Raw genomic sequence first — 14,983 nt, 5'->3', positions numbered from 1 at the left:
GGCGGTCGCCAAGCTGGTCAAGGACCGCGAAGTGCTGCTCAGTTTTTACGACTTCCCGGCCGAGCACTGGAAGCACATCCGCACATCAAATCCGATCGAGAGCACCTTCGCCACCGTCCGCCACCGGACCGGCAAGACCAAGGGCTGCCTGAGCCGGAAAACCGGCCTCGCCATGGCCTTCAGGCTGATGATGTCAGCCCAGGCGAAATGGCGAAAACTCGACGGTGCCAATCGGCTGCCGGAAATCGTCCAGGGGATTGCCTTCAAGGACGGGATCAAGCAACTTCAAGCCGCCGCCTGATCACGCCGTCACCAACTTTCGGGCATAGCTCCGGAAATCCGTCGCCGAGGCCAGGATTTGCTGCGCTGGATAATCAACTTCTTCGGCCGCGCTGTTGGCGGGCGGGGTCGTGGTTTTGGCCGTTTGCTGCATGGCGGTTGACTTTCTTGGGCTGGAGGTCCGGGCGACGGGACGGCCACGGTCAGTTGGTTGCGCGATCAGAACAGTTGAATCTGGCCGTGGCCCAAACCCAACTCCGGCGCGACGGGGTCGTCGCGCAAACGACGTTTGAAATAATCGAGACGGACCTCATTGATCAGCGTAGCGATTTCCAGTTCCGCTTCGGCATCGATCAGAACCGCCATTGTCTTCAACGTACTCGAGATATCCTTCAGATGCTGACACAAGGCATCCACGCGCTGCAGATCGGCCGCTCCATGCGCGCCGCTTGGCAGTTTCTCGATGACGTCCGGGATCATCTGGTCGAGCGTCTGCGCGATCACGGAGAGGTCGTCGGTTTCTTCGGCAAGGATATGCAGAATTCGGGATGTTGGACGATAAGACACGAGAAAACCCTTGTTCAGAGGCGGCCGACGACTTTTTCGATGCAGGCCTTGAGTTGGACGGCTTGGAACGGTTTCTTGAGGTAGTTGTTCATGCCCAGGCGCGCCCCGCGGTCGATCAGGTCCTGATCGGCACGCCCGGTGACGAGGATGAAGCCAGTGCGCGCAATCGCCCTGTGCGAGCGGATCGCCTCAAGCAATTGCAGGCCGTCCATCCGGGGCATGTTGAAATCGGAAATAACCAGGTGAACGGGTTTGGCCGCCAGGCTACGCCATGCCGCTTCGCCATCGTTTTCCGTCCGGTAGTGCCGAACACCGATTTCATCAAGCGCTTGGGTGAGAAGCCCCCGGCTGGTCGACATGTCGTCAACGACCAGGATGTGAAGTTTGTCTTTCAAGCTCATCGGGGGTCTCCGTTGTTCCGGTGCGTTTCGGATGAGCCGGAAGAAAGTCGAAATGTTCCGGCCCCATCAATACGGACCCGGGCCATAACTTCCTCTGGTAGGGCTTCAGAATGGCCGACATAGAGAACCCCTTCGGGTTGCAGTCGGTCCGTCAGGCGACTCCACAACCTGCCTTGTGTTTCGGTATCGAAATAGATCGCGACGTTTCGGCACATTATGACGTCGAATTTTCCGTGAAACGGCCAGTTTGAATTCAGGTTCAACCAGCGAAAAGCGATAAGGTCTTTCGCGGTTTGACGCACCTGGGCCATGCCATTTGGCGTGTTCTTTTGATCAAAGAACTGATCGACGCGTTCGCCGGGGAACTGCGACAGGCTCGACACGGGATAGAGGCCGGCTTCTGCTGTCGCCAGAGCAGTTTTATCTATGTCCGTCGCCAGAATTCGGAAATCCAGCTTTGCGGCGTCCGGGCAGGCCTCCAGAACTCGGATCGCCAGGTCATAGGCTTCTTCCCCGGTTGAGCACCCCGTGGACCATACCCGAACGCGCCCTCCTGCGCGCGCGGATTTGACCAATTCGGGCAGTATGTTTTGAGTGAGGTGCGCGAAATGATGCGCTTCGCGATTGAAGCGTGTCATGTTTGTCGTGAGTGCGGAAACGAATGCATCCCGTTCGTGGGGATTGGCGTCCGTCTCCAGAGCGGCGCAGTACGACTTGATCGTCCCATGACCAAGCGCCTTCAATCTCTTGTTCAGACGTCCCGAAACCATGGCCCGTTTGTTTGGATTGAGGTGAATGCCCGCCATCTGTTTCAGCAGTGTGGCGACCGTTGCAAAATCCTGCGGGCTGATCAGGGACGACGCATCGTCCTGGAGAATTTCCGTCATGCCTCCAACCGAGCCCCCTGCGGCAGCACCGCGCGAACATCGATTGCGCGCACCAAGGCATCATTCACCGAGTAGACGCCGCGTATGAACGCCTGCGTTCGGGCAGAAGACACATCCGGCGCGGCCTGCATTTCGGCCTCGTCTACAGTAATGATGTCAGACACTGCATCGACCAGAAAACCGACGACCTTTTCATCGATCTGCGCGATTATGATGACATGGCGTTTGCCTGGTTCCGTCTTGCCAAATCCCAGCCGCAAAGACAGGTCTACCACGGGTAGAACCGTGCCGCGCAGGTTCATCATTCCAAGTATGAAATCCGGCGCATGCGGTAGTGTCGTGGTGCTGGTCCATCCGCGAATTTCCAGGACATGCGAAATTTCGATGCAGAAATCCTGTTCTTCGACCATGAAGCACACGATTTCGACTCGCTTGGTGGAGTTTGAATCCGTTTCGTTATCATGCATTAACTACATCTCCTGTGGCGCCCGGCGCAGGCGGCTCGGCCGCGCCCATCCTGCCGGGCAAAGCAATCACTTGGTCGGTATCGATAATGAGGGCAATTCTTCCATTCCCCAGGATCGTGGCCGCGGCGATACCGGAAATGCTTTGGTAGCTTTGCTCCAACCCCTTGATCACCACTTCCCGTTGCTCCGCGATCGCGTCAACAGCGAGAGCAGATCGCCGCCCCGAGTCGTCTTCGATCAGCAGCAGCGACTGTTGGCCAAGGCAAACCGGGTCTGTGCGATATCCAAGGGCAGCCCCGAGATTGATGATCGGTACAAGCTCGTCATTGAGTGCAAGAACGCGATCCCCGTCGCACAACGTGTGAACACTGGCTTGCCCGGGTTGCAGCATTTCGCGCAACGACAGCGTGGGGACAATCAGCGTCTGATCCGCCACGCGCACGACCATCCCTTCAAGTACCGCCAGGGTCAGCGGCAAGGAAATCGTGACAGACGTTCCCTTTCCAGGTTCCGATTGCATGCTGACACGCCCGCCCAGGGACTGGATCTCGTTGCGCACCACGTCCATGCCGACGCCACGGCCCGACAGGTTGGATACCTCGTTTGCTGTCGAGAATCCGGCCCTGAACAGGAGGTTGTCTATGTCGGCATCTGCCAGGTCATCGTCCGGCCGGACCAACCCTTTGTCTTCAGCGATCTGTCGTACCTTGGCACGATCAATGCCGCCGCCGTCATCACTGAGCGTGATCACGACCCGGCCAGATCGGTGAGCGGCTTCAAGCGTGACCGTGCCACGCTTGTCCTTGTTCGCGGCGAGGCGTTGGTCCGGTGTTTCGAGGCCGTGGTCGATGGCGTTTCGGATCATGTGGGTGAGTGGCTCCACGAGCCGCTCGGTGACGGTCTTGTCCACCTCGGTCGCGTCGCCGATAGTGACCAACCGCGCCGACTTGCCTGCTTCCTTTGATGTTTCTCTTACTATGCGTGACATACGCTGGAACAGCCCGCGAACCGGCTGGGCGCGAATTGCCATGACGCTTTCCTGGATCGCGCCCGAAAGCTGCTTGAGTTGGCTCATCGCCTCATCGACGCTGCCATTGGCCGAATGGGGCATTTCATCCATGGACTGCCGGAGCATGGCTTCGGCAATAACCAGCTCGCCGACCAGGTTGATCAACTGATCAACGCGTTGCAGGTCAACACGTATCGTGCTTGAGCGGGCTGCCGGTTGTTTCTTTGAACCCGATGCGGGTTTGACGCCGGTTTCCTTGGTTTCACGCGGATCCGGTCCAAGAGATGGGGCGCCGGATTGCGGCACTTGGGTATGCTCTTCGAGCGGTGGCAGCGTTTCGATTGGTGGCGCGGAGGCGTGGCTCTGGATTTCAAGCTCACAAAGCCCCTCAACGAATTCGAATACTTCTCGAATTACGGCCTCGTCCACGGAGTCGTCGGGGAGAATGTCGATTGTCCAGGATAGTGTCGGAGCGGACCATGGTGCATCCCGCAGCAGCGAGATCGATGACAGGTCGGCATTGATGGTCAGGCTGCCCAGTTCCTGTAGGCTGCGAAACAACAATGTGGGATCATGTCCGTTGGTGTATAGTTGTGGCAGCGCCTTGAAGGTGATTGTCAGCGGTGTGGGGGCCGTCGGCGACAGCATGTCGTCGAGTGGAGGCAACCCGCCATCGACGGTCAGGGTCGTTGGTTCAAATGCCGGCGGATCTTCCTCACCGCGGCCGTCATGCGCATGAGAGTCATCATCCAGTGACCCGCTCATATGTTTGAGATCGCTGAGAATCGATGCGCCCTGCTCTGGCGGCAATTGATCCTCGTTCCGCGCCGCATCGACCAGATCAGATAGGTGATCGCTGGCGGTGAAGAGGAGCGCTACAACGTTTTCGTCTGCGGCCAGGCGCACGGCGCGGACATCGTCGAGAACGTTTTCGAACGCATGGGAGAACTCGATCAGCTGGTCCAGTCCAAATGCACCGGCGCCGCCTTTGATGGAATGTACGGCACGGAACATGCTATTGACGATTTCCTCATCGTTGCTGCCGTTCTCCAGTTCATTGAGGCCGGATGACAATCCTTCGAGAAGATCGTCGCATTCTTGAAAGAACATTTCATTGAGATCATTCATGTCGCGCCCCTAGACCACAAGCCGCTGGATGGTCGATATCAACTTGGTTTCGTCGAATGGCTTGACGATCCAGCCGGTGGCCCCCGACGCGCGCGCACGCTGCTTGAGATGTTCGCCGGTTTCGGTCGTCAGCACGAGGATGGGCACCGAGGCCATCCGTCTTCCGGCCCGCACACCTTCGATAAAGCCAAAACCATCGAGGCGGGGCATATTTATGTCCGTAATGATCAGGTCCGGAGCGGCGCCCTCAAGCTTGTCGAGCCCGTCAACACCGTCCTCGGCAACGTCGACCTCAAAGCCGGCGTCGGTCAGTGTGGCCTGCAGCATGCTGCGCATCGTCCTGGAATCGTCAACGGCCAAGATGCGTGTCATTTCAAATCCTCTTGGATCAGTGTGTCTTGAGGAATTCCCAGCAAGGACAAACCTTGCACCAGCCCTTTCGAAGGATTGATCAGTTCAAACCCAAGGCCGTCGGTCTGCCATTCGGCTTTGGCTCGAATAAGGATCTCTGCGGCAAGTGCTCCCAGGAACTCTACGTTGCCGGCCTGCAGCAAGAGCGGTCGGCCGCGTTGGTTGCAGATTGCGTCGAACAAGGCCCCGCACGCGGTGAAATCCAAACGTTCGGGCAAGTCGATCTGAGTACCGGGAGAATTGCCTGTCGGTGAAGTCATGTCGCCTATCGCCATCCATGCGTCCGTGATAGGGAAATGCTATTCCGCAGGGCTTAAAAAGTAGTTACACGCCGCTGGCAATCGGAGGATTGTTCTGGGCAAAAAAGCGATATTTGCACTGGTACAGAGCGGTTGTGGCTATGTAATTCGAGGCAATTGTCTGTATCTTGCGGATACGCTTGGAGCGCACAGAGGCCGGGAACGTCTTCATGCTGCTGTCCCGCATGCACCGTCTTCAGGGTCGCACGTTACCTCGGTTTCGATGCTCCTGACCGAGATGAAGTGACCGGGGTCGGTCGCGGCCTCTTCGGTGGCAGGCTTGGTCACGAAATGGGCAATAAGCTTTGACATTGTCGTCGCATCGGAGTTCAGCTTGGATGTCGCAGCCGTCGATTGCTGAACCATTGCGGCATTGTCTTGGGTGACCCGATCCAGGTTTGCCATGGCGTCGTTGATCTCTTTGAGGCTAAGCGCCTGCTCATTCGAAGAGTTTACGATTCCAGCCACCATGGCAGAGACGTCTTCGAACCTCGAAAGCATAGACACCAAAGCATCCCCGGCGTTTCCGACCAGCGCCACGCCGTGATCGACCCGTGACGCGCCATTGTGGATCAAGGTCTTGATCTCCATTGCCGCCTCGGAAGATCGTTGTGCCAGTGCCCGGACCTCGGATGCAACAACGGCAAAGCCGCTACCGGCCGCTCCTGCACGGGCAGCTTCTACACCGGCGTTGAGGGCAAGCAGATTGGTTTGAAACGCAATATCGTCGATGACTCCGACGATCTGCGAGATCTTGTCCGAACTGTCCTTGATCTCATGCATCGCGCGAATTGCGTTTTGCACCACGTCGCCGCTTTGTTCGGCATCTTTCTTGGCAACGCCGAGATTCTCTTCGACTTCGTGGGCATTGGATGCGGAAATGTCTACATTGGTAGTGATTTCATCGATCGCGGCAGCTGTTTCTTCCAAGGTCGCGGCCTGGTTTTCCGTCCTGCCGGACAAGTCGCCCGATGCGGAGCTGATCTCGGCTGCGCCGGAGAAAACGCTGGAGGATACCTGCTTCATTTCGAGCAGCATATCGCGCAGGTTTTCCTGGGCCCGGTTGAAGTCATCGCGCAGCTTGGCGTAGCCCTCCGCCATTTCTCCGTCGATAGGTAGGGAAACATCGCCCTTTGACAGTCGCTCCAACCCACTTCCGATGGCAGAAACGGCGCCTGTTTGCTCGGCCATTCGGGCTTGCCTTTCGGCATCCTGCTTCACGGCCATTTCCTGTTTCTCGATCAAGCCATCGCGGAACACAGAAAGCGCGTTGGCGATGCGGAACACTTCGTCACTGGCGCGGTCAAAGCCGGTCACCTTTTGCATGTCGCCGCCGGCAAGGCGTTCCGTAGTCTCGCTGATCTGCCTTAGCGGGCGCTGAATCATCAGGCGGGTGAGAACAAGCGCGACAAGTAGCACGGCGCCGGCCATGGCAAGCAAAAGATTTACGCGTTGCTCCGCCTGGGCGACTTCACTTTGGATTCCCGTCGCCATTGTTGCGATTTCGCTTTGGCTGTCGTCTCCGATCTCGGCAACGCGGTTGCCAATTTTCAAAACCGCGTCCGATGCAGCGGTGACAGCTTTCGCTGCGGCGGTATCCGCCGAGAGCGCGGCGATTTTGTAGGCGGTCAGTCCGGTTGCGGGGTCGGCCAGCGCGGCAATCGCCGTCAGCTCTTCGGCGAGACGGCCGTCACCGAAATCCCGGTAGTCGTACAGTGCTTTCGCGGCTTGCTGCATGGGGATGGAGGCCGCTTTCACCTCTTCAATGCCTGGCGCGACCACGACCTTGAGCGCGGATTCCTGGAATCGGCCTGTCCAGCTGCTTATCTCGAACAGTGCATTGATGTGGCCAACCTCATCGTCGAGCAGGCTTTGAATGGCATCCCGGTTGTTTGTGCTGGCGTCTTCGGCAGCGACTGTCAGTGCGTACACCATATCGTCGACGGCGGTAGAAAGGCTTGCGTCAGCTTTTCGGCGGGCGTCCATGAGGTCGTGCTGTGGGCCCACGAAGCGCGAGCCGCGCCCATTGATAGACTTCTTGAACAACTCCGTTGCCGTCTTTGTCGCTTGCGCGTAGGGGGCGGTTTGTTCATTGGCCTCCAAAACTGCATTGATGTCGGTCAGCCGCTTCAGGGATGCCTTGGTAATATCTCCCAGAAAGTTCTTTGTGGCGAAGTCGTTCGTCATCCGGTAGGCGAGCAATGTGCCCGAGAGCAAATTGACTTCGGAGCGGGCCTCCAGAAGGGTCTGGAGCGTGGCGAACTGGTTCTCGACAAGTTCGGACAGGGTGGTTTCGACGGCGAACATGGTCTCTTCTCCGCCGACCGACAAGCTGAAGTTCGCGTCATCGGATAGCTCGATCATGTTGCCCTTGAGCTTGGCGGCTTGCATCTGCAATTCTGCCAGTTGCGTCTCGATACCTGCCTCGTTCTTGAACTGAATGTTCCGGGCATGGGTCAATTCAGCCAGCATATCGGTGGCGCTGCGCGCGTCCTCTTCAACAAGTGCACGTGTGGCATCGGGGAGGTTGGCTACGATCTCGTTCAAGGATTGCGTGGCCTGTTCCACGTCCACGGAGCTTTGCTCCAACGCGTCTTCGTGGCGGGCCAGCATCATGGTGATCATGGCATTCTTGGTCTTGTCCGCAGCCGCGACAAGCGCACTGCTTTGTGCCAAGGTGTGGAGTTTCTTGGCTGTCAACTCGTCCATGTCATCGGTCACACGTGTGAAAACAAGGGACGCAAGGAACCCGATAAGAACCGATACGGCCCCCATCGATACAAGGATCAGGGTGACTTTGGCGCTGATGCTGGAAAACAGCCGCAGCCCGCGCGGACGTAAGTTCGAATTATTCTTTGCCATGGTGGGCACCTTGAAATTGATCAATATCGTTGTCGCGCCCGCCCGGGTCCGGGCGGGGCAACCTTTGCTTGCCCAAGGGTTATTCGACGGAAACGAAGCCGCCGTCTTGGGTGATCCTGGTCAGAAAGACATCATCCATGCCTTGGTTGTCGTCTGGGCCGAACTGCATCGTAACCGCGCCGAAATCGATTGAACCCAGATTGCGCAGGGCGGCCATGAACCGAGTACGCGTGAGGTTCTTTCCGGCGTCTTCGAATGCTGCAACCATACCCAGCCGCATTCCCTGGCCGAACGCCGCCGCAGGCCCATCCAGGGCCGCGACCTGCGCGAGCCGGATTTGTGTGTCTTCGACCCCTTGCGCAGCTACTACGATACCTGGTGAAAATAGCACCGCCCAAGCCATCAAGATAAACTTCAAGTTGAACATTTTCTGCCATTCCTTGTTTTGACCTCTTTCGAACGGTAGGAGCCCGGGATTAAGAAATGGTTTGGATGCAAATGTCTGGCATAAACCGCGCGGCGGCATGCGTGGTTTCGCGTCTGAGTTTCGGAACAGATTGGGACAGTCGCGCCCGAGGGACGTGCAACCTCTGCGTGCCCTGCAAACGGGCAAGCGGTGGCGCTTACCCGCTCTGACCTGCCTGCGGTTTTGCGACGGCGCCAGCAGGCACATCGGCCGAGCGCGACAGCCAATCGATCAACTGCGACAGGGATTCGCTCGGGGTCCTGGATTTCGGCCAGATCAGGTAATATGTGCCTCCCGCATCCATATATCCGGAACTGGCGGTTGCCAGGCGCCCGGCCTTCAACTCCTTGCTGGCAAGGAAATCGGGCAGAAGGGCGGCGCCAAAGCCAGCCGCGGCTGCCTCGACCATGTTGGCGAACTGGTCAAACAGCATGCCGCGCAGATGGGGCGCGTCACATCCGTGTTTCTGGAACCACTGCTCCCACGCGCCTGGGCGGCTGTCGAGATGCAAGAGCGGCATCTCGAGCAACCGTTGGGGCGGCATGGGCAGATCGTCGGCGAAATTCGGGGCACAGACGGCAAGGACACGTTCGTTGGCCAGTGGAAGGTATTCCATTCCGGCCCAATCCCGTGCGCCGAAATGCAGCGCCGCATCGAAATTCTCGCGCTCGAAATCGAAGGGCGCGACTCGGGTGGTCTGGTTGACGGTGATGTCCGGATACGCATCGCAGAACGACCTGAGCCGTGGATTGAGCCAATGCATCCCGAACGCCGGCAGAATGGCGAGGTTGAGTCTATCGCGCGACCCTGTCGCCTTCAGGTTCAGGCTTTCGCGCGCTAGATCATTCAGGATGGTGCGCACGGATTGCGCATAGGCTGCGCCGGCGGGCGTGAGTTGCAGGCGCTTGCCTTGCCGGATCAGCAGACTGACGGCGAGTTGCTCTTCCAGAACCTTGAGCTGACGGCTGACGGCGGAATGGGTCAGGGACAATTCATCGGCCGCCGCCGTGGCGGTGCCAAGGCGATCCACGGCTTCCAGTGCCAGGAGTGAGCGGATCGATGGAAGGAAACGGCGCGGCGCAATCATGTGAGTTTTTCTCCAATGTGTGCGATTTAATATCGATATTTTGGGCGCCTGAAAACGGCTAGAATGCGCGAAGAACAAATCGTCAGGGAACCCGCATGACCAAGCCAGAGGATTTTCGCCGTGTCGTCCGCATGCCAGGGTTTGAGCCTTGGGAAATTGCACAGTCCTGCGTGCGCGCAGCGGGCCGCGCCTTTGGTCTGCCGGGGCATGTGCGGCTGTCGTTTGCCTATTGCGATGCTGGTCTTGACGCGGGCGTTGATCGCGTATCCGAATTCGTGAACGGAGCCTAAGCTGCGCCGCCCCGGCGCGGCCCGCCTGCCTTGATGTGAGGAGTGCACATGGATCGTGCGAAGATCGTTCATACCAACTTCCTTGAGCGGGTCGCGGCGGGTGATTTGCCCGAGGGGGCCGCGCCCTCCGGGCCGCTTGAGCCGGAGCAGGCGGTGGCAATCTACCGCTCTGGCTGCGTGTCTCGGGCGCTGGACCGCAAGAGCCGCGCGATGCAGGCGGCGGGGCAGGGGTTCTATACCATCGGGTCGTCCGGGCATGAGGGCATGGCGGCCGTGGCCGCTGCGCTGCGGCCCACCGACATGGCCTTCCTGCACTACCGCGATGCCGCATTCCAGATACAGCGCGCCGAGCAGGTGCCGGGGCAGTCGATGATATGGGATATGCTGCTGTCTTTCGCGTGCTCCTCGGAGGATCCGATTTCGGGCGGGCGGCACAAGGTGCTGGGATCGCGGGCGCTGAACATCCCGCCGCAGACCTCGACCATCGCCAGCCATCTGCCCAAGGCCGTCGGCGCGGCCTATGCCATCGGCGCGGCGCGGCGCAGGCGGCCGGAACATGCCATGCTGCCCGACGATAGCATCGTGTTTTGCAGCTTTGGCGACGCGTCGGCCAACCACTCGACCGCGCAAGGGGCGTTCAACACCGCGGGTTGGACCGCGTACCAATCCGCGCCGCTGCCGCTGTTGTTCTGTTGCGAGGATAACGGCATCGGCATTTCCACGAAGACGCCCAAGGGCTGGATCGCTGCCAATTTCGCCGACCGGCCCGGCATCAAGTATTTTGCCTGCGACGGTCTGGATATCTACGACACATACGCCACCGCGCGCGCCGCCGCCGATTACGTGCGCCGCCGCAAGAGACCTGCGTTTTTGCATATCCGCACTGTCCGGCTTTATGGCCATGCGGGGGCCGATGTTGCCACTTCCTACCTGTCCAAGGCCGAGGTGGAGGCGGACGAGGCAAACGATCCGCTTTTGCATTCCGTGCGCCTGTTGTCCGACGCAAAGGCGCTGGCCCCAAAAGCGGCGCTGTCGATCTACGAGAGCACCAATGCACGGGTCGAGCGGGTGGGCGACGAGGCGGCGACGCGCCCGCGCCTGCAATCCGCGCGCGACGTGATGGCAAGCTTGGTCCCGCCCGCGCGCCCCTGCCAACCCACCAACGGACCCACGCAAGAGGCGCGCGCCGCGGCCTTTGGCGGGGACCTCAAGGCTTTGGCAGAGCCGCAGATCATGTCGCGGCTGATCAACTGGGCGCTGACCGACATGATGCTGACCCATTCCGAGATCGTCATGATGGGCGAGGACGTGGGCCGCAAGGGCGGGGTCTATGGCGTGACCCAGAAGCTGCATCAACGGTTCGGCCCGGACCGGATGATCGACACGCTGCTGGACGAGCAATCGATCCTGGGGCTGGCCATCGGTATGGCGCAGAACGGCTTTGTCCCGATGCCCGAGATCCAGTTCCTGGCCTACCTGCACAACGCAGAGGACCAGATCCGGGGCGAGGCGGCGACCTTGCCATTCTTCTCGAACGGTCAATACACCAACCCGATGGTGCTACGGATTGCCGGCCTGGGCTACCAGAGGGGGTTTGGCGGGCATTTCCACAACGACAACTCGGTCGCGGTGCTGCGCGATATTCCGGGCGTGATCCTGGCGGTGCCATCGAACGGCGCGGATGCGGCGCGGATGCTGCGCGAATGCGTGCGCCTGGCCCGCGAGGAGCAGCGCGTCGTTGCGTTCCTGGAGCCGATCGCGCTCTATCCGATGCGCGATCTGCACGAGGCCGGTGATGGCCAGTGGATGCGCACCTACCCCGACCCGTCCGAGACGATCCCGCTGGGCGAGGTCGGTATCGACGGGGATGGCACAGACCTGGCCATTGTCACCTTCGGCAACGGCGTTTACCTGTCAAAGCAGGCAATGCCGCAGATCGAAGCGGCCGGGATACGTGCCCGTATAGTCGACGCAAGGTGGCTGTCGCCACTACCCAAGGGGGCGCTGAGCGCAGCCGTCGAAGGGTGCAAGCGTATCCTGATCGTGGACGAGACCCGCCATTCGGGCGGGGTCGCCGAGGCGCTGATGGCGCATTTCACCGAGACGTCGCGCGCCGCGCTGTCGCGGCTGACGGCCGAGGACAGTTTCATCGCCACCGGCCCCGCCTATGGCGCCACGATGCCATCGAAAGACAGCATCGCCGCGGCGGCGCTGAAGCTGGCGGAGGGGGGCACATGAAAACCGCTGTTGTAATCTGCCCCGGACGGGGCACCTACAACGCCGCCGAGCTGGGCTATCTGGCGCGGCATTTTCCCGATCCGGGGCTTTTGTCGCGGCTCGACGCCATGCGCCGCGATCTGGGGCAGGAGCCGCTTTCCGCGCTGGACGGCGCGGCGCGGTTTTCGCTGTCGAAGCACAGCAGGGGGGATAACGCCTCGGGCCTGATCTATGCCGCGACTTACGGCGATTTCCTGTCGATTGACCGCGACGATATCAAGGTCGTCGCGGTTACCGGCAATTCGATGGGCTGGTATTCGGCGCTGGCCTGTGGCGGCGCGTTGTCTGCGGAAGACGGGTTTCGCGTCACCAACACGATGGGCACGCTGATGCACGAGACCCTGATCGGCGGTCAGTTGATCCATCCCTGGATGGACGATGATTGGGCGCCGCAACCGGCCCGGCGCGCGGCGCTTCTGTCGCTGATGGCGCAGATCGACGGGAGGCGCGACCATACCCTGAGCCTGTCGATTGACCTGGGCGGGATGCTGGTGCTTGCCGGGAACGAGGCGGGTCTCAGTGCGTTTGAGGCGTCGGTTGACCCGGTGCAGGGGCGCTTCCCGATGCGGCTGGGCAACCATGCGGCGTTTCATACCGCGCTACAGGCGCCGGTGGCCGAGCGTGGCCGGGAAAAGCTGCCGCAAGACCTGTTTGCGCAGCCGGACCTGCCAATGATCGACGGGCGCGGCGCGGTCTGGTGGCCGGGGGCGTCAAACCTTGCCGATCTCAGGCACTACACATTGGGCGCGCAGGTGACAGAGCCCTACGATTTCACCCGCGCCATCACCGTGGCGGCGCGCGAGTTTGCGCCCGATCTTTTCATTGTCACCGGCCCGGGCACGACGTTGGGCGGCGCTGTCGCGCAATCCCTGATCCTGGCCGATTGGAAGGGCATGTCCGACAAGGCTGCCTTCAAACACCATCAAGAGAAACAGCCGCTGCTGGTGTCCATGGGACTGGACGAGCAGCGCGGCTTGGTAACCCAAGGAGAATCTCATGTCTCATAACAAGATACTCGCCGATACCGCCCTGACCGATGCGGATCTGACCGGCGGCAACCTGCCGGTTTTCACGCCGGTGGACGGCTCGGAAATCGCGCGGCTCAAGACCCACTCGCCGGCCGAGGCGGATGCCATGATCGACACCGCGCATCAGGCCTTTCTACATTGGCGCGAGGTGCCCGCACCCCGCCGGGGCGAGTTCGTGCGCCTGCTGGGCGAGGAACTGCGCCGCCAGAAAGACGCGCTTGGCGCGCTGGTGTCGCTGGAGTGCGGCAAAATCCTTCAGGAGGGACTGGGCGAAGTGCAGGAGATGATCGACATCTGCGACTTTGCCGTTGGCCTGTCGCGGCAACTCTATGGCCTGACCATCGCGTCGGAACGCCCCGGCCACGCCATGCGCGAAAGTTGGCACCCGATGGGGGTTTGCGGTGTCATCACCGCCTTCAACTTCCCCGTTGCGCCGTGGTCGTGGAACACGGCGCTGGCGCTGGTGTGCGGCGATCCGGTGATCTGGAAGCCGTCCGAGAAATCGCCGCTGACGGCGTTGGCTGTGCAGAAGATATGCGAGCGTGTGCGCGAGGCATTCGGCAAGGATGCGCCTGAGGGCCTGATGCAGGTGCTGGTCGGTGAGCGCGAGTTGGGCGAGGCCCTGACCGCCAACCCCAAGGTGGCCATCGTGTCGGCCACCGGGTCGGTGCCGATGGGGCGCGCCGTCGCTGCCAGCATGTCGCAACGCCTTGGCCGGACGATCCTTGAGCTGGGAGGCAACAACGCGATGATCGTGGCTTCGTCGGCGGACCTGGAAATGGCGCTCAGGGCGATCGTGTTCTCGGCCGTGGGCACCGCCGGACAGCGCTGCACCTCGCTGCGCCGGGTCATCGTGCACGAGGATATCTACGACGCGCTGATCCCGCGGCTGGTGAGTGCCTATGAGGGCTTGCCCATAGGCGATCCGCTGGCCGATGGCACGCTTGTCGGGCCGCTGATCGACAAGGATGCGATGGCAGGAATGGACCGCGCCCTGGAGCAGGCCAAGGCCGAAGGCGGCACCGTGCATGGAGGTGGCCGGGCGCTAAGCGACAGCTACCCCGATGCGGCCTATGTGCACCCCGCCATCGTGGAGATGCCGGAGCAAAGCGCCATCGTGCACAAAGAGACCTTTGCGCCGATCCTATACGTGATGAAGTATCGCGATCTGGACGACGCCATCGCCATGCATAACGGGGTGCCGCAGGGCCTGTCGTCCTGCATCTTCTCGACGGATCTGCGCGAGACGGAATATTTCCTGTCGGCGGTCGGGTCTGATTGCGGCATCGCCAACGTCAACATCGGCCCCTCCGGCGCCGAGATCGGCGGTGCCTTCGGCGGTGAAAAGGACACCGGCGGCGGGCGCGAGAGCGGTTCGGACGCGTGGAAGGGCTACATGCGCCGGCAGACCAACACGATCAACTACTCGCGCGAGCTACCGTTGGCGCAGGGGATCAAGTTCGACATCTGACAGGCAAGGCGGGGCCCATGGCAAAGTGATATGAGCCCTACCGCCCATTGCTGT

15 protein-coding genes are annotated in these 14,983 nt (G+C 60.7%); 5 read left to right on the top strand and 10 right to left on the bottom strand.

From position 1 onward, the window contains the following. Positions 1–301, top strand: a 301-nt coding sequence (locus G568_RS0105965; RefSeq protein WP_026757167.1) for a transposase, incomplete at its 5' end; no start/stop codon positions are given. Between the two features lie 197 nt (positions 302–498). Here G568_RS0105965 and G568_RS0105955 read toward each other — a convergent pair. The 10 genes from G568_RS0105955 to G568_RS18375 all read right to left on the bottom strand — a co-directional run bounded on the left by G568_RS0105955 (position 499) and on the right by G568_RS18375 (position 9,863). After that, positions 499–846, bottom strand: coding sequence for a hypothetical protein (locus G568_RS0105955; RefSeq protein WP_026757166.1), 348 nt, complete (start codon positions 844–846; stop codon positions 499–501). Positions 847–860: 14 nt separating this feature from the next. Beyond that, positions 861–1,247: a response regulator gene (locus tag G568_RS0105950; RefSeq protein ID WP_026757165.1), complete on the bottom strand. Its 387-nt coding sequence runs from the start codon at positions 1,245–1,247 to the stop codon at positions 861–863. Continuing rightward, positions 1,244–2,134 (bottom strand): CheR family methyltransferase, encoded by an 891-nt coding sequence (locus tag G568_RS0105945; protein WP_026757164.1) that lies wholly within the window; start codon positions 2,132–2,134, stop codon positions 1,244–1,246. The genes G568_RS0105950 and G568_RS0105945 overlap by 4 nt, the downstream gene beginning before the upstream one ends. Further along, the gene (locus G568_RS0105940) at positions 2,131–2,601 is read right to left on the bottom strand and encodes a chemotaxis protein CheW (RefSeq protein WP_026757163.1); all 471 of its coding nucleotides are present in this window, start codon (positions 2,599–2,601) and stop codon (positions 2,131–2,133) included. Before G568_RS0105940 ends, G568_RS0105945 begins: the two co-directional genes overlap by 4 nt. After that, a complete protein-coding gene (locus G568_RS18390) occupies positions 2,594–4,738 on the bottom strand; it encodes a chemotaxis protein CheA (RefSeq protein WP_051202805.1) in 2,145 nt (714 codons plus the stop codon). Before G568_RS18390 ends, G568_RS0105940 begins: the two co-directional genes overlap by 8 nt. 9 nt (positions 4,739–4,747) lie before the next feature. Then, positions 4,748–5,110, bottom strand: coding sequence for a response regulator (locus G568_RS0105930; RefSeq protein ID WP_026757162.1), 363 nt, complete (start codon positions 5,108–5,110; stop codon positions 4,748–4,750). Next, positions 5,107–5,424: an STAS domain-containing protein gene (locus G568_RS18385; RefSeq protein ID WP_037373746.1), complete on the bottom strand. Its 318-nt coding sequence runs from the start codon at positions 5,422–5,424 to the stop codon at positions 5,107–5,109. Before G568_RS18385 ends, G568_RS0105930 begins: the two co-directional genes overlap by 4 nt. A gap of 192 nt (positions 5,425–5,616) precedes the next feature. Then, the gene (locus G568_RS18380) at positions 5,617–8,310 is read right to left on the bottom strand and encodes a methyl-accepting chemotaxis protein (RefSeq protein ID WP_051202803.1); all 2,694 of its coding nucleotides are present in this window, start codon (positions 8,308–8,310) and stop codon (positions 5,617–5,619) included. A gap of 79 nt (positions 8,311–8,389) precedes the next feature. Beyond that, on the bottom strand, positions 8,390–8,737 hold the full coding sequence (locus G568_RS0105915) for a hypothetical protein (RefSeq protein WP_026757161.1): 348 nt from the start codon (positions 8,735–8,737) through the stop codon (positions 8,390–8,392). A gap of 196 nt (positions 8,738–8,933) precedes the next feature. After that, complete coding sequence (locus tag G568_RS18375) at positions 8,934–9,863, bottom strand: LysR family transcriptional regulator (RefSeq protein ID WP_051202789.1); 930 nt, start codon at positions 9,861–9,863, stop codon at positions 8,934–8,936. 95 nt (positions 9,864–9,958) lie between these two features. On the opposite strand from G568_RS18375, the gene G568_RS0105905 reads away from it, so the two are divergent. Genes G568_RS0105905 through amaB form a run of 4 tightly spaced genes read left to right on the top strand, consistent with a single transcriptional unit; the run spans position 9,959 to position 14,929 of the window. Beyond that, positions 9,959–10,153, top strand: a complete 195-nt coding sequence (locus G568_RS0105905; RefSeq protein WP_026757160.1) for a hypothetical protein — start codon at positions 9,959–9,961, stop codon at positions 10,151–10,153. Positions 10,154–10,201: 48 nt separating this feature from the next. After that, on the top strand, positions 10,202–12,391 hold the full coding sequence (locus tag G568_RS0105900) for a thiamine pyrophosphate-dependent enzyme (protein ID WP_026757159.1): 2,190 nt from the start codon (positions 10,202–10,204) through the stop codon (positions 12,389–12,391). After that, positions 12,388–13,437 (top strand): ACP S-malonyltransferase, encoded by a 1,050-nt coding sequence (locus G568_RS0105895; protein WP_026757158.1) that lies wholly within the window; start codon positions 12,388–12,390, stop codon positions 13,435–13,437. The genes G568_RS0105900 and G568_RS0105895 overlap by 4 nt, the downstream gene beginning before the upstream one ends. Then, positions 13,427–14,929 (top strand): L-piperidine-6-carboxylate dehydrogenase, encoded by a 1,503-nt coding sequence (gene amaB, locus G568_RS0105890; protein WP_026757157.1) that lies wholly within the window; start codon positions 13,427–13,429, stop codon positions 14,927–14,929. The genes G568_RS0105895 and amaB overlap by 11 nt, the downstream gene beginning before the upstream one ends. The last annotated feature ends 54 nt before the right edge of the window (positions 14,930–14,983 follow it).

It is taken from the genome of Sediminimonas qiaohouensis DSM 21189 (assembly GCF_000423645.1).
Taxonomy (GTDB): Bacteria; Pseudomonadota; Alphaproteobacteria; order Rhodobacterales; family Rhodobacteraceae; genus Sediminimonas; species Sediminimonas qiaohouensis.
The sequence above is the reverse complement of the archived record's forward strand: the minus strand, read 5'-3'. Positions and strand labels throughout refer to the sequence as shown.